Genomic DNA, 23764 nt, shown 5'->3' on the forward strand with positions numbered 1-23764 from the left:
TTGTTTCTTTTCCCCATAAAAAACACTTTTAATATTAAAATTAAAGGCCTAATAAGGAATAATCAAAATCGCTCACTGGTTTCTTAGCTTTTCTCAACATCCACAAGCCTTCGGCAGGAGGGATTTCTATATCCAGTTCGCCATCAATTTCATGTTCTATATACCATAAACCGCATATGGCTTTCTTGTCCATATCCAAGGAACCATCGTAAGTGATCTCAACGTGGTGATTCAAATTCTCTGCAGTGAATTTATCTTCTAACATTACTTCATTAGTGTCGTAATGAACTCTTAAGGAAACCATTTCTTCCTCCCAAAAGCCAACCAATTGGACTGTTTTACCTGTAGAGAAAGGGCCTTTTTCTTCGGTGTGTTGTCCGGTTATTTGACCATCTTTAAACTCTAAGTGAGCAAATAGCTTTACTTTTTTACCAAAAAAGGGCAAATCGTAACCTAATCCATAGATGTAATACCCTTCCCAATAACCGCTTAGTTCATCCATGGCTTAGTTCTTTTCCTTATCTATAACCAAATAATCCAACTCCAGTTGATTAAACTCCTCATTAAACTTTTTAATATCAGAATTCAATACGCTATCAAATACAGCCAATTGCTTTTCAATTTCGGTAGTGAGTTCGTTTTTAACCTCTATGCTTTGAGAGGTAGGAGCAAAGTCACCCATTTGTGCAAGGCTATTTAAATGAGCTAGTTTGTTGGTCAATCGTATAGGGAAATTTAATGGGTCTTGACCGCTGCGGTTTTGAGTCTGGTACAAGGCTTTTTCTACAGCATCAAATTTCTTTTTCATTTCTTTAGACATCGCAATCATGTCCTTAATTCCTTGTTCTTCTCTACCGGCATATAATTCTTCAAAGGCACTCAGCTTTTTATTAAAGGAGCGTATATTTTTGATGGACTTGTGTGCTTTATCTACGGTAGCGTTGATCTCACTTACAAAGTTAAATTGTGCTTGCATATCGGCCTCGCTAGCTTCACTAGTAGGAGTAGCGATAATGTGAATAGGTTGGGATTGCTTTTGGCCATTGACGATCAGTTCCACTTTATAAGTTCCAGGTACAGCTTGAGCACCAGAAAGGTCGGCCCACCACAATATCATTCCTGGTAGTTTTTCAGCACCTTCATAAACCGTATCCCAATTAAAGGAATTGGCTCCTTTTTGAACTTCCAATTTATTCTTTTGATCATAAGTAGCGTAAGTTTTAATCAGCTGCTCTTTTGAATCGTAGAACGAAAGCGAAATACTGTCTTTATCAGTTACTTGAGGCAAGTAGTAATGTACTTGTACCCCAGCAGGATGATTTGCTCCAGCGGTAAGTGACCCAGCTTTTCCATTTCCGTCCATGCGATAAGCTGTTTTAGGTTGAAAGAGTTGGTTGGTGTTTTGCTTTCGCGAAAGCGAGCTACTAAAAGCATCTCTAACCAATCCTAGATCATCATGAATCCATAAACTTCTTCCTTGTGTAGCGATAATTAAGTTGTTGTCTTTTACAGCCAAATCCGTTACTGGAACAATTGGTAAATTCAGTTGAAAGGATTTCCATGATTTTCCATCATTAGTTGATAGGTATAAACCAGTTTCGGTACCTGCATAAAGCATTCCTGGTACTTGATCGTCTTCACGTACGACTCTAGTAAAATGCTCTGTAGGAATGCCATCGGTTATTTTTTTCCATGACTTTCCGTAATCTGTTGTTTTGTATAGATACGGATTAAAATCACCTAGTTTGTACCTAGTTGCAGCTACATAGCAAGTTGCTGCATCGTAGCGACTAGGTTCTATGCTGTTGATCTGCGCCCATTCTGGCATTCCCTTAGGAGTGATGTTGACCCAGTTTTTTCCAGCATCTTTAGAAAGGTGAATCAACCCATCATCACTTCCTACCCAAAGTTCGCCAGCATTTAGCGGACTTTCGGCTGCTGCAAAAATGGTACAGTAGTACTCCACTCCGGTATTGTCTTGTGTAATAGGGCCTCCACTAGAAACGAGTTTAGTAGGATCATTTCTTGTTAAATCTGGTGAGATGGTTTCCCAACTTTGACCTTCATTTGTAGTGACGTGAACGTTGTTTGAAAAAGCATAAAGCTTATTAGGTTCATGTTTGGAGAATAAAATAGGGAAGTTCCATTGGAAACGGTATTTCATTCCTTCGGCACCATGTCCCATTGGGTTGTCTGGCCATACATTAACAGCTCGTTGGGATTTAGTTTGGTGATTGTATCGGGTCAAGAAACCGCCATAACTACCACCGTATACGATGTCGTTATTTTTAGGATCTACAGCTATGTGTGCGCTTTCTCCACCAGCTGTTTCTTCCCAGTCGCTATCAGTGATACTGCGGCCAGTGGTGCGGTGGGGTATTCTAATGGTTCCATTATCTTGTTGTGCCACATAGATGCGGTAAGGGAAAGAATCGTCTGTGGTGACTCTGTAATATTGGGCGGTAGGCTGGTTGTGATAGGTGCTCCAGGTTTCTCCACCGTCATAAGTGATTTGTGCACCACCGTCATCTCCCATAATTATGCGATTAGGATCTTCTGGTGCGATCCATAAATCGTGGTGATCTCCATGCGGTGCTCGGGCACTGCTAAAGTTTTTTCCACCATCGGTACTTTTATGGTAGTTCACGTTCACTACGTATAATTTATCGACGTCTTTTGTATCTGCATAAATACGAGAGTAATACCAAGCACGCTGTCGTAGGCTTCTATCATCATTTGTTTTTTTCCAAGTCAACCCAGCATCATCACTGCGGTATAAACCTCCTTGATCTTTATTTTCTACAATAGCATAGACCCGGTCTGAACTTACCGGAGAAACGGTAATTCCCATAATTCCTAGAGTTCCTTTGGCAAAGCCTTCATTAGTTGAAATTTCCTTCCAAGTCTCCCCATAGTCCGTACTTTTCCATAGTGCACTACCATCTCCGCCACTAGACAGGCTATAAGGGGTGCGTTGTACCCTCCACGTACTCGCATACAGTACTCGAGCATTACTAGGATCGATGATTAAATCTACAGCACCGGCCATATCGTTAGCAAACAATGTTTTTCTCCACGACTTACCTCCATCAGTACTTTTATAAACACCGCGCTCGGCAGTAGGGGTATAGATATTTCCTAAAACTGCTGCATAAACGGTATTGTGGTCATTTGGATCAATGGCAATACGCGGGACGTGACGGCTTTGTGGTAACCCAGCAGCAGTCCATGTTTTTCCAGCATCTTCTGTCTTCCATAATCCATAACCGCTGGATACATTTCCACGTACTGTTTTTTCTCCACCCCCTACATAAATTACATTATGATCACTAGGTGCCACACTTACGGCTCCTATAGAACCACCAAAAAAGCCATCAGAGATATTGCTCCAAGTGCGTCCACCATCCAGGGTCTTCCATACACCACCACCCGTACTACCAAAATAGAACAAGTTAGGTGCTCCTGGAACTCCAGTCACTGCGGCACTTCTTCCGCCGCGGAAGGGCCCTAGCAATCTGAATTCTTGTGATTCATATAATTTTTGCTCTTCTGGCAGCTCGGGTAATTGTTGTGATTCCGCTTTCGCGAAAGCGAGAATAGTAAAAACAAACAGGAGGTAATACAGCTTATTCATGGTCAGATAATTTTCTCTAAAGATAATGGATGAATTTGAATTTAGGAAAGAGAAATGTAAAGGAAGAGTTCTTCCTACTTACAACTGATTTGGTTGCTGCTAATTGAATTGCAGTCATTTACAAAAGGATTTAATGAGAAAGGCGCAATTGCTATTAGTGATCTCTATGTGTAGATGTTTAAGGGAAAGTGAAATCAAGCTTAACAAAACCTTTTTTGGATGCCTGTCTATAAACTAGATAAGTAATTTTATTTTTGAATTTATAAGGATACCTTCATAAAGCAAGGCTCTTTTGAAAGTGTAAGAGCTTCTATTTTATAGGATATTTTAATGTTTTATGCGCACTACCTCCATACCATTAATGCTTTATATGCATAGGAGTAATCAGGATAAGGAATCAAAGCTGTTACTATTTTGACTTTTTTTTGAGAACAGATGAGCTGCTTTTTCCTAAATCGGATCGGTATTCTCTAAGGAGAATGATAAATGTCATTTCTTGCTAGGTCAGGCTTCCTTACTTTTAAATTCAAATAATAAGAATGATTATAAGCTTAAACAATAGTCAAAAATCCTTACTACTTAAGACAAATTATATAGGTCACTTAGGTTACCTATGTAATAACCAACTTTTTATTGTTCCCATCACCTATTTTTATAATGAAGAACACAACAATATTATCTGTTATTCTGGTAACGGGCATAAAACAAAAGCTTTAAGAAAAAAGAATACGGTGTCTTTGTATGTGTCGGTGATAGATTCTGTTAAAAGGTGGGAATCGGTTTTAGTGCAAGGCAGTTATGAAGAGCATAACGGAAGCGATGCTAAAGCGATACTTCATCAGTTTTCATCAGGAGTAAAAAATATAATCTGGAACCAAGAACACCGAAATTTAGATTTTATCAATCAATTTTCTAGTAAAATATATGACGATGACATACCTGTCGTATTTACTATTAAAATAGATGTAATTACTGGTAAAAGAAGAGAGTTTCAACTATAAATACCTGGGTTTATTTATTCTTGTTTCCTAAATAACATTGGTGAAACACCAACTTGAGTTTTAAAAAATTTGGAAAAATGACTAGGCTCGTTATAGCCTAGTTCATAAGAGATTTCTTCAACACTTTTATCAGAGTACAAAAGCAGGCTTTTTGCTTCGGCGGCAATGCGTTCATTGATGATTTTTAAGGGGGAGTTTGCACCGTGTTTTTTAAAGAAATTAGAAAGTGTTTTAGGTGATTTAAAAAGCAAGTCGGCATAGTCAACAACTTGATGTTTTTCTTTAAAATGCTGCTCTACTAAAATATTAAATTTTCTAATAAGTTCTACCTGTTTTACTGATAGATCTGCCTGATTAGTTTGTAGTTTAATCAATCGAGTTGAGGTGATCAACATGCGTTTTAAAAGGGTGCGCAACATCTCTCCTTGAATGGGATCTTTAGTGGCCAACTCTTCTTGGAATAACACCAGCATCGCGTTAAAACTACGTTGATCTTTTTCATTTAGTTCAATAACAGGTGCGGTTGAAGAACCGTAAAATAAAAGCCCCATACAAGAAACTTCAGCATCGTTGTGTTGAATGCAGTAAAATTCCCGGTTAAATATAAAAGCGATTAATGTATTCGTGTGTTCAGGAAAAACTATTCTATTTTCGGGCACACAAAATAACACCTGATTGTTTTTAAGAACTACTTCATAGCCATCTATGATTAAACGCTCTTCCCCTTCGGTACACCATATGATTTTATACAATCCTTTTTCTTGAAGGAGTTGCAAGGATGTGCCACATTGAAAACTAGTAACAATAAACCTACCACCCTCTTTAATATTATGATGATCTAATTTCATAAGCTAAATGTAGGAAGAATATACAACTAATTTTAAAGTCACTTTAAAAGGTCGCCTCTATATAAAAACAACCTTTAGGAGGCTATATGGAGCCTTAAGACTTGAGGTGTTTTCTCATGGAGCCTATTCCGCCAGCATTCACTACTTTAAAGCCTTTTGCCTTTAGTTTTGCAGCGGCGATATTACTTCTTCCACCCATGGCGCAATACACGATCACAGGTTTGTTTTTATCCAAACTGTTTATTTTCTGGTCGATGGCCTGAACAGGGATGTTTTTAGAACCTTCGATATGATTTCCATTAAATTCTGAGGAGGTACGCACGTCTAGTAATAAAGCACCTTCCTTAAGGTACTTTTGAATCATCTCTTTTTTCTTGTTGTTAAATAACCCGAACATATTTTTTTATTTTTAAGACGTTTGTTTTTTCATTACTTACTGACAAAGTAGTGAAATGTTATGGGAAGTTTGCTGGAATTTAAGTAGAAAAAAGACCTGAAACAAAAGACTTATAAATCATCTCATTTTAATGCTTATTTTAGAATCATGGAAGGAATTATAGGAAATATTTTTATTGGTCTTCTTTTAGGGCTGGTGATTATTTACTTCTTAGCAGCAGCAGATAGAGAGGAGCAAAATGACAGGCGACAGCAAAGAGGACAAGAGCAAAACAGACGTCAACTTCAACGGGACCAAATACTAAAGGAATTAGCTCATAAGCCATCGGAAAACAACCTACCCAAAACGGAGGCGGAAACATTGCTTTATCAATTTGCAGCCACTAAAAACCACTTTACTTTAAAAGACATCGAACAGGGCACTAGACTTCTTCAAAGGCATTATGCACAACGCATTGCAAATGAGTTGGCTTATAAAATCAACTATCCTGAAAAAGAACTTCTCAGTTTTGAGCCTAAAGAAGTGTTACAACTGCTTGCGATCATCAACGAAGGTTTGCACAATGCCATCACGCATTCTCAAGCCAGTTTTGTTTTTAGTATCGCATCGGTAGGACATAGGAAATGTAACATCATCACACACGACAATGGAGTAGGCTATGATCGAAAAGAAATCGCAGATGGTAAAGGCATTCAAACTATTTTAAAAGCAACTCAAAAATTGAAAGGTGATTTGAAATTCACTAGCAGCATAGGCAACGGTACCATAGTCAATGTAGAACTACCTATTTAATAGTGATGAAATGTATAGCAGTAGGCTATAACACCAGTAATAAAATAATACAATGGTTCAATTAAAATAGTGGTTGCATAAGGTGCAGGGGGCTCATTTCGACTAATTGATCAACTCTTCAATTTCTTCAATTAACAACCACTGCTCAGGATAATCCGTTTGTACTTGAGTTTTTAATTTTTCTAATAATGGTTTGTTGATTTTATCCTCTTCTCTGTAATGACGTACCTTCTCGTAAAGTCCTTGAATAGCAATTTGTTCTTTAGTAAAAATAGATTTGATCGTTTTGACCTCACTCTCGTGATATACTTGGTCAAAACTGTAATAGTCGGCAGGACCGGCATAAGCACTTGTTATTTCTTTTCCTACGGCAAGGTTCAATAGACCATCTGCTGGTGAAAAAAGAACCTCATCCCTATAACTTACCGTACAATCAGTAAATTGAATCAGCATTAATTTACCATTTACGTTACGTTGACCGGTGACGTTGAGCCCTTCTACTTTAATACCGCTTTCATAGGTGAATTCAATGCGCTCGTTATCATAGAAATTATAAGCTTGTAAATCTCGTGGTCCCATATCTTCTATGGCTAGATTGATGCCTTTAAGCTTTCCTAACGGTGATAAGAATCCTTGTTGATGTGTAGCTGTTCCATGACCTATAAGTTCTTTTTCTCGATAAGCCAGCGCACTAGGTCCAGAGGTTTCAAAATACACCACATCATTGTCATCATTTGTAATCATGCGTGTAAAAACACCGCTTACTTGGAGTCCAGTGCTGATCTCTATAGTTCCTAAAGACTTAGAGTTAATCAGTTTTTGTAAACCGCGATGTCCACCTTTACGCACTGCCATGGTGTTTGCAAATTCTTCTAAGACTTCACTTAGATGCGCAAAATTAGGAGTCACATAAAGATGAGGTTGTTTTCTAGTAATATCAAAATCTTGATAAGCGGCATCAATGGAATAAGGTCTTTTCTCTACTTCAGGTTCCAGACAACTTTTACTTTCCCCTATACTAGATAGTAAACCAGCTCCGTATAGTTTTGGACGTTCCAGCGTTCCTACCAGCCCGTATTCTACCGTCCACCAGTGCAGGTTTCTGATAAGCGACATTTCGCTAGGGGTTACTTTTTTATGTTGAAGGCGCTCTATTTCAGCCTCTGCGGCTGCGATTTGTTGATCTAATTTGGCATCTTTCTTTTCACTTCGCACTTCTTTAAGAATAGAAATGTTACGTACTGCTTCATACATTTCATGGTCGTGTGCGCTAGAAATAGCCTTGCTACCTATCTCGCCAAAACGTCTTAAATATTCTGCATAATCCGGACTGGCAATAATAGGTGCGTGCCCAGCTGCTTCATGAATAATATCTGGTGCTGGTGTGTATTCTATGTTGTCCAGCTTTCTAATATCGGCTGCGATTACTAGAATTTTATAGGCTTGAAATTCCATAAATGCGGCTGGTGGAATAAACCCATCTACAGCAACAGCTGCCCAACCTATTTCTTTTAAAATGCGATTCATTCCATACATGGACGGAATATGATCTATAGAAATACCGGTTTTCTTTAATCCAGCCAGGTAAGAACCATGAGCTACTTGACTTAAAAATTGCACATTTTTGCGCATGACATGACGCCACACAGCTTGATCTTGATACGTATAAAGCTCATAGTTTTGAGGCTTTATAAATTGCTTAAGATGAGGCGGTAATCGCTCGATAAGCGGATTGGTTTCTATATTCTCTAGCATGGTAACAAGATAAAGTTCAAAGCTAGGCTAAAACTAATTAGTACACTTACAGAACACTGAATTTTAATTAATTTTAAGCAATCCGAGGAGCATGTGGTAACTAGGTCGATGAGTTAGATCATGCTAGGTCTTCTTCTAAAATAGAAAAGTAACCGACTACATCTCTTATATTTGCATCTTATGTCTCGCAAAAAACAAATTCTAAATACGGCTGCCCAATTGTTTAAAGATCGAGGTTATAGCGCTGTGACCATGAGGGATCTAGCTGCCGCTATGGATATGAAAGCGGCCAGTTTATACAACCATATTTCTGGAAAACAAGAGATTCTCGCTACCTTGATACTCGAGGTAGCTCAAGAGTTTACTGCGGGTATGGATGCTGTAGAGGAGAATGATCATTCCGCTTTCGCGAAAGCGGAACAGCTCATCTTATTACACATAAAAATAGCACTTGAATACACCAACGCATTGGCCGTTTTAAATACCGACTGGATGCATCTAGAAGGTGAGCAATACCAGGAATACATTCAGCTGAGAAAGAATTATGAACTCGATTTTAAAAAAATTCTACAAAGCGGTATCGCTACTGGAGAGTTTAAAGAAATGAGTGTGGATACCATGCTTTTTAACCTCTTAAGCACTTTGAGATCCATCTATTTATGGATACCAAAAAAGTCGACTACCGAAGTAGCCGACCTTAAAAAAGAGTTGCCGCAACTATTGCTTAAGGGTATTAGCTCTTAGCTTTTTCTTCTTCTAATGTTGGGTAGTCGGTATACCCTTCACGACCTTGGGAGTAGAAGGTATCTTGATTCCAAGCGGTCAGTGGAGCGTTCAATTCCAATCGATGAGGTAAATCTGGATTGGAAATAAATAGCTTTCCAAAAGCAACCAAATCTGCAGTTCCTTCTTCTATAACGTTATTTCCAGAGTCCTGATCAAATTGATTATTGATCATAAGATTGCCTTTATAAATGGGTCTGTAATGTCTTGCAATATGACTTTCTAGAAATTTGATATCACTCACATCTGTAAAAGGTTCTGATAAATGTACATAAGCAAGATCGTGATCGTTCAAGCGATTGATGAGGTAATCAAAAAACGGAATGGTATCTGGAGTAGCATAAATCCCAAATACACCATTCAAAGAAGGGTTTAAACGACAGCCTATCCTGTTTTCAGGAAAGGATTCTTTTATAGCATCAAGAACTTCAAAAAAGAATCGAGCTTTATTTTCAGGACTACCACCGTACTCATCAGTTCTTAAATTGGATTTATTGTTAAAGAATTGATGTATCAGGTAACCATTAGAACTGTGGATTTCTACACCGTCAAATCCTGCTTTTTTTGCATTGGCAGCTGCTTGACCAAATTCTTTAACCGTTTGATGAATTTCTTCAATAGTCATCGCGTGTGGCGCAACAGTTTGTTTCTTTTCACCTAAGGCGTTTCTAAGTTCTATTTCTGGATTTACCGCACTTGGTGCCCATGGAAGTTCTCCGTTGTGATAGTCTGGTAAAGAAGTACGACCCACGTGCCACAGTTGCAAAAATATCTTGCCATCTGCCTTATGCACACTGTCTACTACTTTTTTCCATCCTTCCACTTGCGCCTCATTGAAAATTCCTGCCACAAAAGGATAACCTCTTGCTTTTTTGGAGACTTCACTACCTTCAGTGATGATGAGTCCAGCTCCTGCACGTTGTGTATAGTAATCTATATGTTTTTGATCTGGTGCTTGATGTTCGTTTGTTGCTCTGCATCTCGTTAATGGAGCCATAACGACTCTATTTTTTAATGCTACGGCACCTATGGTTATTGGCTTTAATAAGGGTTGTTGATCAGTCATAATTTTCTTTTACGCAAAGATATTGTAGGTACAAGTAAAAGGAGTCAAGACTGCGTTAATTGTATTTTATTTATAGTAAAAGCACTTCTGATACCTATTAAAATAAGCTTTTCTTGGAAAAAAAGCTATAGCGCAAACCTATAGACAGTGTAAGAAAATGATCGTTATCATACAACTCTTGTAGTTGCGGGCTAGGGTCAATATCATAATAAAGTTGACGGAATTCTACATCTATAAAACTGGAAATATTGTTGTTCAACTGATAGTTGATGCTAGCTCCAACAATGATCATATCGGCATTTTCTTCCAACTCTTTATTTTGATAGGCTGTTTTCTGATTTAACTTAATAGCTGCATATTTTATATGTGGCGATACGGACCAGATCTCACTTAATGGAATTAAATAACCTATGCCTATAGAGGTTCCAGTCAAATTTATTTGTTCCACTAGGCCAGAAACACTACTATCTAAATTTTTATGATAGGTGTTGAACATACCTAACCCCAATTGAAACGATTTATAAAATTGCCAATCGGCCTGAATATTAAATCCCAATGCAGGCGAGTCTGCACTAGAAATATAACTTTCACCTAAACTAAAGTCGGTTTGAAAACCTGCTTTCAAATGAAATTGTTGTTTTATTTCTGATTCCTTCCACTTCGTATCAAGTGAATCCACAACTTCTTGAGCTATAGAATGGTAGCTGAGTAGGGAAAGACTAATAATTAATAGTAAATACCGCATCTTCTTGATTGATTAGAAATAATTGCTCTTGTTGGATGCCGTCTACTGTATAGGAGACCCGTATTTGAGTATTTAGTAGCACATCATTATTTGTGGTCATGCTGTTAATTCCATCCTCTTTCATTTGACTAAATTCTTGATGACACTCGTTGGATCGGGTTCTGTTTTCATAATCCCTATAATACTCTAAACACTCAGAATTTGTGTAAAATAGTCTTACGTTTTCAAGTAGGTTGGTCGAGTTTTGATCTATAAAATTGACAGTAACAGGCACACCTTGCGTAATAGTAACTTCAGGAAAAATGTAATCTTGGTTGTATTGATAGTCTGCAAATGCAAATACAAAAGAGTGTTGGTAACTAGGATCTTTAAGGCGTACAAGAAAACCATTATCGCCACTTCTAAGATCTCCTGGAAATGCATCAAAACTTCTAAGTCCAGTTTCTAAGAGGATTGCATCAAATTCGCCATTAGTATCTGTGATGGAAGTACCTAGTAAAAGCTTGTTTTGAACGGCTAGAATTTCTATTTCTTCGTTTATAACCGGTTGGCCCGAGGGGTAGATTATTTTACCTTGAACATAGGCTCGATTTTGAGCGCTGTATTCTGCAGCTGGAGACGAACTTTCAGAGCTACAGGAAGTTATAGTGCATACAATCAAAACGAAAAGGTAATAAAAAACGTCTTTTTTCATAGGATCATATTTCTATACTAACGCAAATCTCCTACTTATTATTGTTTTTAGGAATGCCTTTTAGCCAGTTCTTTCTCAATATCTGCTAGTGAGAATCCTTTTGCTTTGAGTAAAACGAGATAGTGATACATCAAATCGCCAGCCTCGTAGATAAAGTCTTCTTCTTTCCCATTAATGGCATCTATAACTGTTTCAACTGCTTCTTCGCCTACTTTTTGAGCGACTTTATTAATGCCTTTTTGAATCAAAGAATAGGTGTAAGAACTTTCTACTTTATCATCAATACGCTGCTGGATTATTTTTTCTAAATCATTGATAGTGAAAGCCTTTTCTGTTTCGCTTTCGCGAAAGCGAGTTTCAGTAACAGCATCAAAACAACTTACAGTTCCTATATGACAAGTAGGCCCATAAGCGTTGGCATGAATCAAAATCGCATCTTGATCACAGTCTATTTCAATAGCTACTACATCTAGAAAGTTGTTAGAGGACTCTCCTTTAGTCCAAAGTCGCTGCTTGCTACGCGAGTAAAAAGTCACTCTGTTTTCAGCTTGTGTTTTTGCAAAGGCTTCTTTATTCATATAGCCCAGCATCAAGACTTTTTTGCTCGTTGCATCTTGAATGATGACTGGTAGTAATTTATCGTTGTTTTTGCTAAAATTAGGCTCCATATAGTTTTAAGAATAAAGATGGTGTGAATACTTTAAGTTTTGAGTTTTTGAACCCTTTTTTGTCTCGTGTAATAATATGTGTGCAATCATTGTGAATGGCACAGGCATTATGCAGGGAATCTTCAAAATCAATAAAATCAGATTCTAATGCCATGTTTAACTGGCTTTGGTTCATGGGTATGATGCTGCATATAGAGTTGATCGTGTTAATTTTATTTTTAGTGATTTTGTTGTTTCTAATTAATTTCTGACTCAAATAGAAGGCGTTTGAGATACATAACGAGTTGGTGGTAATTTTATATTCTTGAGAGATACAAAATGTTATAAAAGCAACTGCAGGTGCATAAAAAGGCTCTCTTTCTAGCATAATATCTATTAAGATATTTGCATCTAAGAAGATTTTCATTCTTCTGTTAATTTTAAATAATCTTCTAATTTACTATCATAAATAGCATCTTTTTCTTCTTTAAGATTTCTGTTTTTTAAGTTATTTAATTTAATATAATCCACTCCAGTTTCCATTGCTTTAAGTGCTGGATGTATAGAAATCTTATAATTATTTTGTTCTGATTGGATTTTATGACGCAAATAATCTTCAATAAATTTAGAAAGACTTGTGCCTTGTTGTGCAACATATTCCTTTGCTAGCTTGATGATCTCCTTATCTAGTTTTAAAGTTAGCTTTGCATCCATGATATTCACTTTTATACAAATGTACGTATTAAAATTAATTAGAACACGTACACCTTTGTTCTATTTATCTTGAGAAGCCGTCGCAAGACGGCCTGTAATTTGTCATTCCGCTACAGAGCAGAATCGCCTTGATCTATCTTAATTCTAATTAACTATTCGACAACTCGCACCTCAACTCCAGCTTCAACCAACTGCTTTTTCAACTCAGGAACTGGCAATTCTCCAAAGTGGAATATACTCGCGGCCAGTCCAGCACTAGCTTCGGTATCTTTAAATAACTCTTCAAAATGAGCTGCTGTGCCACCACCTCCTGAGGCAATTATAGGAATGTTCAATTTCCTGGAAATCAAATCAGTCAATTCTAATGCAAATCCGTTTTTAGTGCCGTCATGATCCATACTGGTTAACAAAATTTCCCCAGCACCTAGGCGTTCTATTTCTTCGCACCAAGCAATGGTTTCTAAAGCTGTTTCTATACGCCCTCCGGCTACAAAAACTTTGTTTGTAAAGCCGTTGAGTGATGATTCTGTAGGATCATTTATTTCGATACGTTTGGTATCCACCGCAACTACAACGCATTGACTTCCTAGTTCTGCCGCTAGTTCACTAATTAATTCAGGTCGTTTAACGGCAGCACTATTGATCGCAACTTTATCGGCTCCAGCTTTAATGATTTCTTTAGCCAGGGCCACGTCATTAATACCGCCTCCTACTGTAAATGGAATGTTTAAAACAGCGGCTATTTCTTTTACTAATGGTACGAGCGTATCTCGTTTTTCAATAGTTGCTGTAATATCTAGAAAACACAACTCATCAGCTCCTTGATCTGCATATTGTTGAGCAAGAGCTACAGGATCACCAGCATCTCTTAATCCAACAAAGTTAATCCCCTTTACAGTGCGTCCGTCCTTGATATCAAGGCATGGTATGATTCTTTTTTTTAGCGCCATTGTCTTGCAAACATTTCCCAAAAGGGAAACTTTTTTTGTCCTTCCGCTGAAGAGCGGAATCGGTTAATATTATATTTTAAACCAGTTTGTCAACCAGCTAGCTTCCCGTTTTTACGGTAATTATTTATTCCAATCTTCCTCTAAAATTCCAAACTCATAATTATCACTCCAGCCACTTTTTAAAGGCAAATTTTTTCTTTGTATTCCTTCTACAACAAAGCCACCTTTTTCTAGCACTCGTTTGGAAGCCTGATTTTCAATGGCACATCCAGCTTCAACTCTATGAAGTTGGTGTTCTTCAAAACAGGCTTTTAAAAGTGTCTGAACGGTCTCCGTAGCATAACCATTATTCCAGAACTTAGGATGAAACTTCATCCACAATTCTGCTTTAGCATATTTTTTAGAGCTCTTTATGATACCGCAAATCCCAATAAAATCCTTAGTCTCTTTCAATTTGATGGAATAGGTGAGTTTGTTGACCTCTTTTTTCTTTTGTTCTTTAATGGCGTCATTTAGTAATTGCTGAGAGACTTCTATACTTCCAGGTATTCCCATGGTATTGAATTGATCTACTTCAGGGATGCTATGCAAGGCATGAAATTCTTGCAGATCACTTACTTTTAAAAGTTGATAGGTCAGCCGGTCGCTATACAAATTCTCTCAATTCTTTAAAGGATATCCTGCCTTCATAAAATGCTTTACCAACAATAGCTCCTTCACACCCCATTTCGCGTAAGCGATGTAAATCATCCACCACCGCAACACCACCAGAAGCGATTAATTTGATCTCATTGCGAACTTGATGTGGTATCTCCTTTGCGCCCTCGCTATGTTTATTTAACTCGAGAATCTTCTCATACAGCTCGTAACTAGCTCCAGCCAGCATGCCGTCTTTTGCAATATCGGTACAAATGATGTATTCGATTCCTTTTTTGTTCCATTCGGTTATAAAGGAAACCACTTCTAATTCACTACTTTCTAACCATCCATGTGTTGCAATCATGCCGTCTTTTGCATCAGCACCCAAGATGATTTTATCACTTCCATAGTTGGAAATCCACCCTTCAAATCTAGCGGCATCTTTAACGGCAATACTGCCGCCAGTAACTTGTTTTGCACCACTTTCAAATACCACGTTGATATCTTCATCGGTTTTTACGCCACCGCCAAAATCAATCTGCAAACCAGTCTGACTAGCGATACGCTCTAATATTTTCCAATTCACCACATGGCTGCTTTTGGCACCATCCAGATCTACTAAGTGCAGGTGTATAATCCCGTTGGCCTCAAATTCTTTAGCCACCTCCAGAGGGTCCTCGTTATAAACCGTTTTTTGGTTGTAATCACCTTGTGAAAGGCGCACGCATTTACCGTCTATGATATCTATTGCTGGTATGATACGCATGCTGCGCGACTTATGACTGCTCTCTTCGCTCGTGACGAATGACGAATGACTATGACTCATGCTCCATATTTATTTAAACTATTCAACTTGCCTGGGGCTCTTTTAATATGATATACGATCTAATTTTTATTTTTAAAGTTTAGATGTCCCTTCCCTAGGAAGGGATTTAGGGTAGGCTTATAAAATTCTTTAAAATCTGCTCACCCACCCCAGCACTTTTCTCTGGGTGAAATTGAGTGGCATAAAAGTTATCCTTTTGCAACATACTGCTAAAAGGTAGGATATAATTACAAATCCCAATCGTATGCTCACAAATTTCAGCATAGTATGAATGCACATAGTACACATCTGCTTGCTTTGCTAGGCCTTGCATCAGGAGCGATCTCGGATCCAGGATTCCTGATTTTAGATTTTCGCTAGGATCAGATTCGTTATGCTCTAACTGATCGTCAGTGTTTAAGAAATTCCATCCCATATGCGGTACTTTTTCGCCTTGAGAGTTGCCACTTGGAGCTTGTCGAAGAGCTCTCGAAGGGCGGAATAATTTAACCGGTGAATCAAAAATGCCTAAACAATCGGTATTCCCTTCTTCACTGTGATGGCACATCAATTGCATTCCCAGACAAATTCCTAATACAGGTTGTTTTAATTCTTTTATGACCTTGTCCAGTCCGCGTTCTCGCAAGTATTTCATGGCTGTTCCAGCTTCACCTACGCCTGGAAAGATCACCTTGTCTGCCGCCTGTAATTCTGCAGGATCATCAGTAACTTTGTTTTCAATGCATAAGCGATGCAGCGCGTTCGTTACGCTACCTATATTACCTGCATTATATTTTACAATCGCAATCATAAAGTTCCTTTTGTGCTGGGTAATTTACCGTCGCCAGTTTGTTTTACGGCCATTTTTATAGCCTTAGCAAATGCTTTGAAAAGGGACTCGATTTTGTGGTGTTCGTTAGCTCCTTCTACTTTCATGTTCAGGTTGCATTTTGCGGCATCGCTGAATGATTTAAAGAAGTGAAAGAACAATTCTGTAGGCATATCGCCCACATATTCGCGTTTAAAATCGGCTTCCCAAACAATCCATGGTCGTCCACCAAAGTCTATTCCCACTTGTGCTAGGGAGTCGTCCATAGGCAGTAAAAAGCCATATCTATTGATTCCTTTTTTTGAGGATAAAGCTTTCGCGAAAGCGTCACCTAAAGCAATCGCCGTATCTTCTATAGTGTGGTGCTCGTCTATTTCTAAATCACCGGTTACCTTAATGTCCAAATCTAGCGATCCATGACGTTGCAATTGCTCCAGCATGTGATCGTAAAATTTTAATCCGGTATCAATGGTTCCGTTTCCAGAGCCATCCAGGTTCAAAACAATGTTGATATCAGTTTCATTGGTTTTACGAGTCACCTGCACTTTACGAGGTTGACCACGTAGAAATTCAAAAACCTCTTTCCAAGAATCCGTTTTTAAAACAACCAACTCATCTTCAAATTCTGTAGTATCCGTAATCGATGGTAATTGAATCCCTTTACAACCTAGATTTTTTGCAAGCTGCATATCGCTGTTGCGATCACCGATAACAAAACTATTCTTCAAGTCGTAATTACCTTTAATGTAATGAGTCATTAAACCAGTTTCTGGCTTGCGAGTAGGCGCATTTTGTTCCGGAAAAGAGCGGTCTATCAATACGTCACTAAAGTGGACGCCCTCATTTTCTAAGACATTCATCATTAAATTATGAACGGGCCAGAAGGTATCTTCAGGAAAACTATCTGTTCCCAAACCATCTTGATTAGTTACCATGACGAGTTCATAATCCAGTTCTCTAGCGATGCGGTGCAATTGAGTGATCGCCATAGGCAAAAACTCCAGCTTCTCATAACTGTCCAGTTGATAATCTACTGGTGGTTCTTTTACAATCGTACCATCTCGGTCTATAAATAATACTTTTTTCATAGGTCAAGCCTTTGTGGAATGGCTTCGGTTTTAATTATTCTAATTCTTTTTAAATGCGCTTAACGCTTGAATCACTTCTTCACATTCTTTTCTGGTTCCTACTGTAAATCTCAATGTATCGGCTATCTGACTGCTGCGATTGCGTATGATCACCTCGTTATCGCGCAGGTAATTATAAACTTCAGTAGCGTTTTCTACTTGTGCTAGTAAGAAGTTTGCTTCACTGGGATAGACTTCTTTGATAAAGTCAAAACTTTTTAAATGTTCAGCAAGAACATCTCTGTTAGTGATGATTTCTTGGATGTCATTTTGAGTTTGATCAAATTGCAGTAGCCTTGCTAAAACAGCTTTCTGTGAGAGTTCATTTACATTATAAGGAGGCTTTGTTCTATTGAACAGCTCTATAATTTCTGTTGAGGCAAAGGCAAAACCCACTCGTGCTCCAGCGAGTCCATGAGCTTTAGACATGGTTTGTAACACTACTAGATTGGGATAATCTTCTAATCTATTAATAAAACTCCTATTCTCTGTAAAATCTTGATAGGCTTCGTCAACGACTATAATACCATTAAAAGCACCAAATAACCGATCCAATTGGCGTTGATTTTCTAGCATTTCAGCTTCAAACTCTGGTGCAAATGGCATGTCCATCATTCCGCCACGGGTGTAGTTTTGTGCTTCCCAGTCGTGCTTTAAATCGGCTTTAAGAAGTGCATTTCCTGTAGGGTTATTAGGAGAACAAATCCATAGTAATTTTGATGTTCCAAAAGCAGGACTGTTCATGATTCCGTCGAGATCAAGTTCAAAAGATTTACTTAAATCAATTTGAACTACTTCTATATTGTTAATTGCGGCACTCACTTCATACATTCCATAAGTAGGAGGGCAGGTAATAACGCTGTCTTTTCCTGGTTCACAGAAAATACGGTACAATAAATCAATGGCCTCGTCGCTCCCATTACCAACAAAAATTTGGCTTGTAGCAATATTTTTCTGTTTTGCGAGTTCTTCTTTAATCGAAGACTGCAATGGGTCTGGGTACCTATTCAAATCTCCTTTAGGATTCTCATTTGCATCCAGTAAGGTCAACTCTTTTTTCCCATTACCATACAGGTTAAATTCGCTACGCGCACTAGAATACGGCTGCAAATTCCAGATATTCTTACGGACTATGTTTTCTAAGTTAAATTTCATTCTATTGTGTCGTTCCGCAGTTGATGCAGAATCTTTTATTTGTTATTCTCAATGCTCTTTAATCGAATAGACACCGCATTTTTATGTGCGTCAAGACCTTCTGCAGCTGCCATTTGCTCAACGGCTGGGCCTAAGTTTTTGATACCTTGAGCGGTGGCTTTTTGATAAGTAACCTTATTTACAAAACTATCCACCGACACACCACTGTAATTGCGGGCATATCCATAAGTAGGCAGGGTATGATTGGTTCCGCTGGCATAATCTCCTAAACTTTCACAGGTATAAGAACCTATAAAAATTGAACCAGCTACTTGAATTTGTTCTGCTACTTCGTCAGCATTTACAGTATTTATAATCAAGTGCTCTGGTGCATAGGCATCCGACCAATTGATGCATTCTTCTATGTTTTCTAAGACTATAGTTTTGCTGTTCTCAATAGCTTTTTCTGCTGTTTGCTTTCGCGAAAGCGTGCTTAGTTGTATTTCTAATGCGGTATTCACAGCCTCGCTTAAACTCAATGAGTCTGTTAAAAGGATGACCTGAGAATCTGGTCCATGTTCTGCCTGGGCAAGAAGATCAGAAGCTACAAATGCTGGATTGGCATCTTTGTCAGCGATGATTAACACTTCTGACGGTCCAGCGGGCATATCGATGGCTACCCCTTGTTGTTGAGCCAGTTCTTTGGCTTTAGTGACGAAGGCATTTCCAGGTCCAAAAATTTTATCTACTGCGGGAATACTCTCCGTTCCATAAGTCATTGCAGCGATAGCTTGCGCTCCACCAGCTTTATAGATCTCCGTTACTCCACAAAGGTTTGCGGTGTACAATACAGCAGGGTTGATGGCGCCAAGAGCATCAGTCGGACTGCATAAAACGACTTTTTTATTACCAGCTATTTTGGCAGGAATCGCCAACATTAAAACCGTTGAAAAAAGAGGAGCAGAGCCACCAGGGATATACAAGCCTACTTTTTGAATAGGTAAGGATTTTCTCCAGCAGGTCATTCCGGGCATGGTTTCTATAACCGGATACTCCTTTGTGTAATTAGCTTCGTGAAATTTGTAAATATTTTGATAAGCCGTTTGAATAGCTGCTTTCAATTCTGGAGCAATTTGTTCGCTCGCTTTTTCAATTTCTTTTTCCGTAACTCTAAGAACACTAAGTGTTGCTTTGTCAAATTTCTCTGCAAAAGCAAATAAGGCCTGGTCACCATTATCTCTAACCAATTGAATGATGTCTTTTACAGCAGTCTCCATTTGAGCGCGTTCTTGTTGAGGACGTTCTAATAATTGCTGTTGTTGCGAATAGTCTGGATTAGAAATAATTTTCATTAGGCAATTAATTTTTCAATTGGACTTACTAATATTCCTTGCGCACCAGCCTCTTTTAACCGATCAATCACATTCCAAAAGTCATTTTCTTCAATAACAGAATGTAAACTTGACCAGCCTTCCTCAGCTAGTGGTAAGACTGTTGGGCTTTTCATACCAGGTAAAAGTGCTGATATTTCATCAATCTTATCATTAGGTGCGTTAAGTAAAATGTACTTGTTTTTTTGAGCATTTTGAACCGCTTCTATTCTGAATAGCAATTTGCCTAACAAGTCGTTTTTCTCGGAGTTCAGGTTGGGATTAGAAATTAAAACAGCTTCACTATACATCACTGTTTCTACTTCTTTAAGTCCATTCATGAGCAGGGTAGAACCCGTAGAAACGATATCACAAATACCTTCGGCCAGCCCTATTCCTGGAGCAATTTCTACAGACCCGCCTATTTCTTCGGTAGTCGCATTGATACCTTTATCGGCAAAGAACTTTTTTACGATGGTCGTATAGCTACTGGCTACTTTTTTACCATGGAACCATTCCAGACCTGTATAAGTCACCTCTTTTGGAACGGCCAGGCACAGCCTACAACCAGCAAAGCCTAGTTGTTTGATCACCTCTACTTTTTGATTTTTTTCTTCTACTTCGTTCAGTCCCAGAATTCCTAAATCTGCAACTCCATTTGCTACATATTGTGGAATATCATCATCACGTAAGAAAAGAATTTCCATAGGAAAATTTTTTGCTTGAGTAGATAATTTGCGACCACCATTGTCAAATTTGATTCCGCAATCTTTTAAAAGTTGCAAAGATTTATCGGATAGTCTTCCTGATTTTTGTACTGCTATTCTGATCATAATTTTTGTTGCCATTCTATAGGAGAATGTTGTTTAAGCTGTATACAGATATGTTAAGGTTTTCTAATTTAAGAAAACAAAAAAAACCGTCTGAAACAGACGGTTTTTAAATATGTTTGAAATACATCCATACCTTTTTACCTCGCCTGATGGTAAGTAAAAGAATGATGATGGTATAGGTTTTTATTTTTCATTAGAGTGCAAACATAAGTCTGAAAAGTGAATATTTAAAGTTTATCCTATTTTATTGGTAGGTTTTAACTCAATTTTAAATAACACCCCCGTTGATCGACTTTTTGAATTATTTGATGGAGGCAACAAAAGTTGCAGCTGCATGAGAAATGTCTTCTACATCGGTTATCTGTCTGATAAACTCACTTCCTATAATAGCACCGTTCACATACTCACAGGCGTCTTGAAAGTTTTGTTTGTTTTTGATGTTAAAACCTGTAAGAATAGGAGTGTTAAGGTTCATTCCCTTGAGTTTACCTAAATAGTCTGCCGCTGCAGAAAAGTCGGTTTTAGAACCTGTCGTACTTGCAGAGCTTACAGCGTAGATAAACCCGTTAGAGTTTTTATCTATTTCTCGAATACGCTTATCTGATGTTTGCGGAGTTACTAAAAATATATTGCTGATGTGGTATTTTTCAAACACTTCTTTAAATTCGGTCTGGTAAATGGACATGGGTAAGTCAGGTACGATCAAACCATCTACTCCAACCTCATGACAGCGCTTGCAAAATGCTTCCAACCCGTATTGCATTACGGGGTTCCAATACCCCATTAACAGCAAAGGTACTTTTACCGTATGCTTTTCTAATTGAGAAAATAATTTCTCTATAGACATACCGTTTTCTAGAGCAATTTTACTACTTTCTTGGATAGTAGGGCCATCAGCTAATGGGTCACTAAATGGTATTCCTATTTCCACTAGGTCTACTTTAGAATATTCTAAGGCAGTTAGTAGGGTAGTGGTATCTTCTAATTGAGGATATCCAGCGGTATAGAATATATTTAATAAGCCTTCAGGCTTGTTTTGGAGCAATTCTGTGAGTTTGTTTTTCATAATGCATTCCTCTTTTTTTACCTGCTCATTACATGGATTCAGGATGAAGTCAGTGACCTTTTTGAAAGGATCACCTGCGATGGATTGATGTGTTTGTTCTTCCTTCACCTAAGGAAGAAATTAGGTTTTTAGAAAGGATAAAAATTTAAAGCAAATTCAACTCCTCCATATAGGTGTTCATATCCTTATCACCACGACCAGATAAGTTGATCACTACTCGGTCGGTAGGTTTTAACTCCAAGTCTTTCAATACCGAAAAGGCATGAGCGGTTTCTAAAGCAGGAATAATTCCTTCCATACGGCTTACTTCTACGGCTGCGATAAGCGCATCGGCATCAGTTACTGCCATATATCGTGCCCGTTCAGATACTTTTAACCAAGCATGAGCAGGACCTATTCCAGGGTAATCTAATCCAGCAGAAATACTGTGCGGCTCGACCACCTGTCCATCTTTATCTTGCATCATGATCGAACGACTGGCGTGTAATACCCCCGGAGTTCCTAAGGTCAAGGTAGCTGCTGTTTTATTGGTATGAATACCTAGACCAGCGGCTTCTACACCTATTAACTGTACTTCTTGATCATCTAGAAAATGATAAAAAGCACCCATGGCATTTGATCCACCACCCACACAGGCAATTACATAATCTGGCAAGCCTTGCATTTGGTTTTTGATCTCTTGAGAAATAACCGATTGGTAACGAGCTACCATATCTGGATATGGATGTGGTCCCACTACAGAACCTATGATATAATGGGTGTTTTCTGGGTTGTTGATCCAGTCGCGCATGGCTTCGTTAGTAGCATCCTTTAAAGTTTTAGAACCACTGGTAGCAGGTCGTACTGTTGCTCCTAGCATTTTCATACGGGCAACATTAGGCGCTTGACGTTTGATGTCTTTTTCACCCATGTAGACGATACACTCCAGGCCCTTTAACGCACAAACCGTAGCAGTGGCTACACCGTGTTGTCCGGCACCTGTCTCTGCAATGATTCTTTTCTTGCCTAGTTGTTCAGCAAGTAGGATCTGTCCAATGGTATTGTTAATTTTATGTGCACCAGTGTGACATAAATCTTCTCGTTTTAACCAGATTTCGGCACCATACTTAGCTGATAACCGTTTTGCTAGGAAGAGTGGTGTAGGCCGACCTACGTAATCTTTAAGCAATTGATGAAACTCTTTTTGAAACTCTGGTGATTTTTCAATCTCCAGATAATTTTCTTGAAGTTCTTCAATATTAGGATAGAGCAATTCTGGAATGAATGCACCACCGAACTCTCCATAAAATCCTTTTTCATCTACTTGATAGCTCATTTTCTTAGTTTTTCTATGAATGTTTTTAATTCTGCTATGTTTTTAAGACCAGGATCTGACTCAAATTTTGAGTTGAGATCTACTCCTAAAAACATTTTGTGGTTTATTTTTTTAATGGGTTCAGCATCACTTTTTGAAATGCCTCCACTTAATAAAAAGGGAACTTCTCCTTTATAGGAGTCGAGAATAAGCCAATTAAATTTCTTGCCACTACCACCATAATCTGGCGTTGCTGTGTCAAACAAAAAGAATAATTTTCCTTGATAGGTTTTTGCGAGCTCTTGCCACTCTGTTAAACCATCAAAATCAAAACCTTCTGTGATTTGAAAGGCTTTAAATATTTTAAGATCTATTTCTAGTAAGGCTTTCGCGAAAGCGACATCTTCATCGCCGTGTAATTGAATAACATCTAATTCTAAAGGGATGATATCTTGAAGGATGTTTTCAAAGGTTTCGTTTACATAAACACCGACCGTTCCTTTGTTCATGGTTTGTTGAGCTATTTTTTCTCTTTGCTCATCAGAGACAAACCTCTTGGATTTTGGGTAACGTATAAGCCCCATGAAGTCTATGTCCAATTCCTGTAACTGGTTGATGTTTTCTATGTCGCGCATACCGCA

General features: G+C 38.3%; 25 protein-coding genes. 3 read left to right on the top strand and 22 right to left on the bottom strand.

The features are described 5' to 3' along the window. Positions 1–40: 40 nt before the first annotated feature. Both KG732_RS05515 and KG732_RS05520 read right to left on the bottom strand, forming a co-directional pair. A complete protein-coding gene (locus KG732_RS05515) occupies positions 41–502 on the bottom strand; it encodes a hypothetical protein (RefSeq protein ID WP_213521464.1) in 462 nt (153 codons plus the stop codon). Between the two features lie 3 nt (positions 503–505). Continuing rightward, entirely contained in the window at positions 506–3634 is a 3129-nt protein-coding gene (locus KG732_RS05520) for a glycosyl hydrolase (protein WP_213521465.1), read from the bottom strand. Positions 3635–4173: 539 nt separating this feature from the next. Here KG732_RS05520 and KG732_RS05525 point away from each other — a divergent pair. After that, a complete protein-coding gene (locus KG732_RS05525) occupies positions 4174–4635 on the top strand; it encodes a pyridoxamine 5'-phosphate oxidase family protein (protein ID WP_213521466.1) in 462 nt (153 codons plus the stop codon). A gap of 14 nt (positions 4636–4649) precedes the next feature. Here the strand turns inward: KG732_RS05525 and KG732_RS05530 are convergent, their stop codons facing one another. Then, entirely contained in the window at positions 4650–5483 is an 834-nt protein-coding gene (locus KG732_RS05530) for an AraC family transcriptional regulator (RefSeq protein WP_213521467.1), read from the bottom strand. A 94-nt stretch (positions 5484–5577) separates the two neighbouring features. Then, positions 5578–5880 carry a rhodanese-like domain-containing protein gene (locus KG732_RS05535; RefSeq protein WP_213521468.1) on the bottom strand — a complete coding sequence of 101 codons (303 nt, stop codon included), beginning with the start codon at positions 5878–5880 and terminating at the stop codon, positions 5578–5580. A gap of 147 nt (positions 5881–6027) precedes the next feature. Here KG732_RS05535 and KG732_RS05540 point away from each other — a divergent pair, with 147 nt between their 5' ends. Continuing rightward, positions 6028–6672 carry a histidine kinase gene (locus tag KG732_RS05540; RefSeq protein ID WP_213521469.1) on the top strand — a complete coding sequence of 215 codons (645 nt, stop codon included), beginning with the start codon at positions 6028–6030 and terminating at the stop codon, positions 6670–6672. 102 nt (positions 6673–6774) lie between these two features. Here KG732_RS05540 and KG732_RS05545 read toward each other — a convergent pair whose 3' ends face one another. Beyond that, the gene (locus KG732_RS05545) at positions 6775–8427 is read right to left on the bottom strand and encodes an aromatic amino acid hydroxylase (RefSeq protein ID WP_213521470.1); all 1653 of its coding nucleotides are present in this window, start codon (positions 8425–8427) and stop codon (positions 6775–6777) included. A gap of 180 nt (positions 8428–8607) precedes the next feature. Here KG732_RS05545 and KG732_RS05550 point away from each other — a divergent pair, with 180 nt between their 5' ends. Next, complete coding sequence (locus KG732_RS05550) at positions 8608–9171, top strand: TetR/AcrR family transcriptional regulator (RefSeq protein WP_213521471.1); 564 nt, start codon at positions 8608–8610, stop codon at positions 9169–9171. Here KG732_RS05550 and KG732_RS05555 read toward each other — a convergent pair. The 17 genes from KG732_RS05555 to KG732_RS05635 form a co-directional block, all read right to left on the bottom strand. Further along, positions 9161–10276, bottom strand: a complete 1116-nt coding sequence (locus KG732_RS05555) for an alkene reductase (protein ID WP_213521472.1) — start codon at positions 10274–10276, stop codon at positions 9161–9163. The two genes, KG732_RS05550 and KG732_RS05555, sit on opposite strands and share 11 nt — an antisense overlap. Positions 10277–10373: 97 nt before the next feature. Continuing rightward, positions 10374–11021, bottom strand: a complete 648-nt coding sequence (locus KG732_RS05560; protein ID WP_213521473.1) for an outer membrane beta-barrel protein — start codon at positions 11019–11021, stop codon at positions 10374–10376. Beyond that, positions 10996–11715 carry a hypothetical protein gene (locus KG732_RS05565; RefSeq protein ID WP_213521474.1) on the bottom strand — a complete coding sequence of 240 codons (720 nt, stop codon included), beginning with the start codon at positions 11713–11715 and terminating at the stop codon, positions 10996–10998. The genes KG732_RS05560 and KG732_RS05565 overlap by 26 nt, the downstream gene beginning before the upstream one ends. Before the next feature lie 47 nt (positions 11716–11762). Then, on the bottom strand, positions 11763–12383 hold the full coding sequence (gene hisIE / locus KG732_RS05570) for a bifunctional phosphoribosyl-AMP cyclohydrolase/phosphoribosyl-ATP diphosphatase HisIE (protein ID WP_213521475.1): 621 nt from the start codon (positions 12381–12383) through the stop codon (positions 11763–11765). After that, positions 12373–12789, bottom strand: coding sequence for a PIN domain-containing protein (locus KG732_RS05575; protein WP_213521476.1), 417 nt, complete (start codon positions 12787–12789; stop codon positions 12373–12375). The genes hisIE and KG732_RS05575 overlap by 11 nt, the downstream gene beginning before the upstream one ends. Further along, positions 12786–13076: a DUF6364 family protein gene (locus KG732_RS05580; protein WP_213521477.1), complete on the bottom strand. Its 291-nt coding sequence runs from the start codon at positions 13074–13076 to the stop codon at positions 12786–12788. The genes KG732_RS05575 and KG732_RS05580 overlap by 4 nt, the downstream gene beginning before the upstream one ends. 152 nt (positions 13077–13228) lie before the next feature. After that, a complete protein-coding gene (gene hisF / locus KG732_RS05585; protein WP_213521478.1) occupies positions 13229–14026 on the bottom strand; it encodes an imidazole glycerol phosphate synthase subunit HisF in 798 nt (265 codons plus the stop codon). Between the two features lie 120 nt (positions 14027–14146). After that, entirely contained in the window at positions 14147–14680 is a 534-nt protein-coding gene (locus KG732_RS05590; RefSeq protein WP_213521479.1) for a GNAT family N-acetyltransferase, read from the bottom strand. After that, positions 14673–15431, bottom strand: a complete 759-nt coding sequence (gene hisA, locus KG732_RS05595; RefSeq protein WP_213521480.1) for a 1-(5-phosphoribosyl)-5-[(5-phosphoribosylamino)methylideneamino]imidazole-4-carboxamide isomerase — start codon at positions 15429–15431, stop codon at positions 14673–14675. Before hisA ends, KG732_RS05590 begins: the two co-directional genes overlap by 8 nt. Positions 15432–15597: 166 nt before the next feature. Beyond that, entirely contained in the window at positions 15598–16281 is a 684-nt protein-coding gene (hisH, locus tag KG732_RS05600) for an imidazole glycerol phosphate synthase subunit HisH (protein WP_213521481.1), read from the bottom strand. Beyond that, the gene (gene hisB / locus KG732_RS05605; RefSeq protein ID WP_213521482.1) at positions 16278–17387 is read right to left on the bottom strand and encodes a bifunctional histidinol-phosphatase/imidazoleglycerol-phosphate dehydratase HisB; all 1110 of its coding nucleotides are present in this window, start codon (positions 17385–17387) and stop codon (positions 16278–16280) included. The genes hisH and hisB overlap by 4 nt, the downstream gene beginning before the upstream one ends. Before the next feature lie 39 nt (positions 17388–17426). Further along, positions 17427–18581, bottom strand: coding sequence for an aminotransferase class I/II-fold pyridoxal phosphate-dependent enzyme (locus KG732_RS05610; protein WP_213521483.1), 1155 nt, complete (start codon positions 18579–18581; stop codon positions 17427–17429). A gap of 35 nt (positions 18582–18616) precedes the next feature. Beyond that, a complete protein-coding gene (gene hisD, locus KG732_RS05615) occupies positions 18617–19912 on the bottom strand; it encodes a histidinol dehydrogenase (protein WP_213521484.1) in 1296 nt (431 codons plus the stop codon). Continuing rightward, complete coding sequence (hisG, locus tag KG732_RS05620) at positions 19912–20763, bottom strand: ATP phosphoribosyltransferase (protein WP_300980328.1); 852 nt, start codon at positions 20761–20763, stop codon at positions 19912–19914. The genes hisD and hisG overlap by 1 nt, the downstream gene beginning before the upstream one ends. 301 nt (positions 20764–21064) lie before the next feature. Next, the gene (trpA, locus tag KG732_RS05625) at positions 21065–21829 is read right to left on the bottom strand and encodes a tryptophan synthase subunit alpha (protein ID WP_213521486.1); all 765 of its coding nucleotides are present in this window, start codon (positions 21827–21829) and stop codon (positions 21065–21067) included. A 145-nt stretch (positions 21830–21974) separates the two neighbouring features. Further along, complete coding sequence (gene trpB, locus KG732_RS05630) at positions 21975–23144, bottom strand: tryptophan synthase subunit beta (RefSeq protein ID WP_213521487.1); 1170 nt, start codon at positions 23142–23144, stop codon at positions 21975–21977. Further along, positions 23141–23758: a phosphoribosylanthranilate isomerase gene (locus KG732_RS05635; protein WP_300980330.1), complete on the bottom strand. Its 618-nt coding sequence runs from the start codon at positions 23756–23758 to the stop codon at positions 23141–23143. Before KG732_RS05635 ends, trpB begins: the two co-directional genes overlap by 4 nt. Positions 23759–23764 lie beyond the last annotated feature (6 nt).

The organism is Nonlabens sp. (assembly GCF_018401815.1).
GTDB lineage: Bacteria > Bacteroidota > Bacteroidia > Flavobacteriales > Flavobacteriaceae > Nonlabens.

Coding starts and splice junctions, on each gene's coding strand:
- KG732_RS05575 (WP_213521476.1), bottom strand. CDS start 12,789: ATGAAAATCTTCTTAGATGCAAATATCTTAATAGATATTATGCTAGAA.
- trpB (WP_213521487.1), bottom strand. CDS start 23,144: ATGAGCTATCAAGTAGATGAAAAAGGATTTTATGGAGAGTTCGGTGGT.
- KG732_RS05610 (WP_213521483.1), bottom strand. CDS start 18,581: ATGAAATTTAACTTAGAAAACATAGTCCGTAAGAATATCTGGAATTTG.
- KG732_RS05530 (WP_213521467.1), bottom strand. CDS start 5,483: ATGAAATTAGATCATCATAATATTAAAGAGGGTGGTAGGTTTATTGTT.
- hisF (WP_213521478.1), bottom strand. CDS start 14,026: ATGGCGCTAAAAAAAAGAATCATACCATGCCTTGATATCAAGGACGGA.
- KG732_RS05545 (WP_213521470.1), bottom strand. CDS start 8,427: ATGCTAGAGAATATAGAAACCAATCCGCTTATCGAGCGATTACCGCCT.
- KG732_RS05635 (WP_300980330.1), bottom strand. CDS start 23,758: ATGCGCGACATAGAAAACATCAACCAGTTACAGGAATTGGACATAGAC.
- trpA (WP_213521486.1), bottom strand. CDS start 21,829: ATGAAAAACAAACTCACAGAATTGCTCCAAAACAAGCCTGAAGGCTTA.
- KG732_RS05565 (WP_213521474.1), bottom strand. CDS start 11,715: ATGAAAAAAGACGTTTTTTATTACCTTTTCGTTTTGATTGTATGCACT.
- KG732_RS05550 (WP_213521471.1), top strand. CDS start 8,608: ATGTCTCGCAAAAAACAAATTCTAAATACGGCTGCCCAATTGTTTAAA.
- KG732_RS05560 (WP_213521473.1), bottom strand. CDS start 11,021: ATGCGGTATTTACTATTAATTATTAGTCTTTCCCTACTCAGCTACCAT.
- KG732_RS05535 (WP_213521468.1), bottom strand. CDS start 5,880: ATGTTCGGGTTATTTAACAACAAGAAAAAAGAGATGATTCAAAAGTAC.
- hisG (WP_300980328.1), bottom strand. CDS start 20,763: ATGATCAGAATAGCAGTACAAAAATCAGGAAGACTATCCGATAAATCT.
- hisB (WP_213521482.1), bottom strand. CDS start 17,387: ATGAAAAAAGTATTATTTATAGACCGAGATGGTACGATTGTAAAAGAA.
- KG732_RS05520 (WP_213521465.1), bottom strand. CDS start 3,634: ATGAATAAGCTGTATTACCTCCTGTTTGTTTTTACTATTCTCGCTTTC.
- hisD (WP_213521484.1), bottom strand. CDS start 19,912: ATGAAAATTATTTCTAATCCAGACTATTCGCAACAACAGCAATTATTA.
- KG732_RS05540 (WP_213521469.1), top strand. CDS start 6,028: ATGGAAGGAATTATAGGAAATATTTTTATTGGTCTTCTTTTAGGGCTG.
- KG732_RS05525 (WP_213521466.1), top strand. CDS start 4,174: ATGATTATAAGCTTAAACAATAGTCAAAAATCCTTACTACTTAAGACA.
- KG732_RS05515 (WP_213521464.1), bottom strand. CDS start 502: ATGGATGAACTAAGCGGTTATTGGGAAGGGTATTACATCTATGGATTA.
- KG732_RS05555 (WP_213521472.1), bottom strand. CDS start 10,276: ATGACTGATCAACAACCCTTATTAAAGCCAATAACCATAGGTGCCGTA.
- hisA (WP_213521480.1), bottom strand. CDS start 15,431: ATGCGTATCATACCAGCAATAGATATCATAGACGGTAAATGCGTGCGC.
- hisH (WP_213521481.1), bottom strand. CDS start 16,281: ATGATTGCGATTGTAAAATATAATGCAGGTAATATAGGTAGCGTAACG.
- KG732_RS05580 (WP_213521477.1), bottom strand. CDS start 13,076: ATGGATGCAAAGCTAACTTTAAAACTAGATAAGGAGATCATCAAGCTA.
- hisIE (WP_213521475.1), bottom strand. CDS start 12,383: ATGGAGCCTAATTTTAGCAAAAACAACGATAAATTACTACCAGTCATC.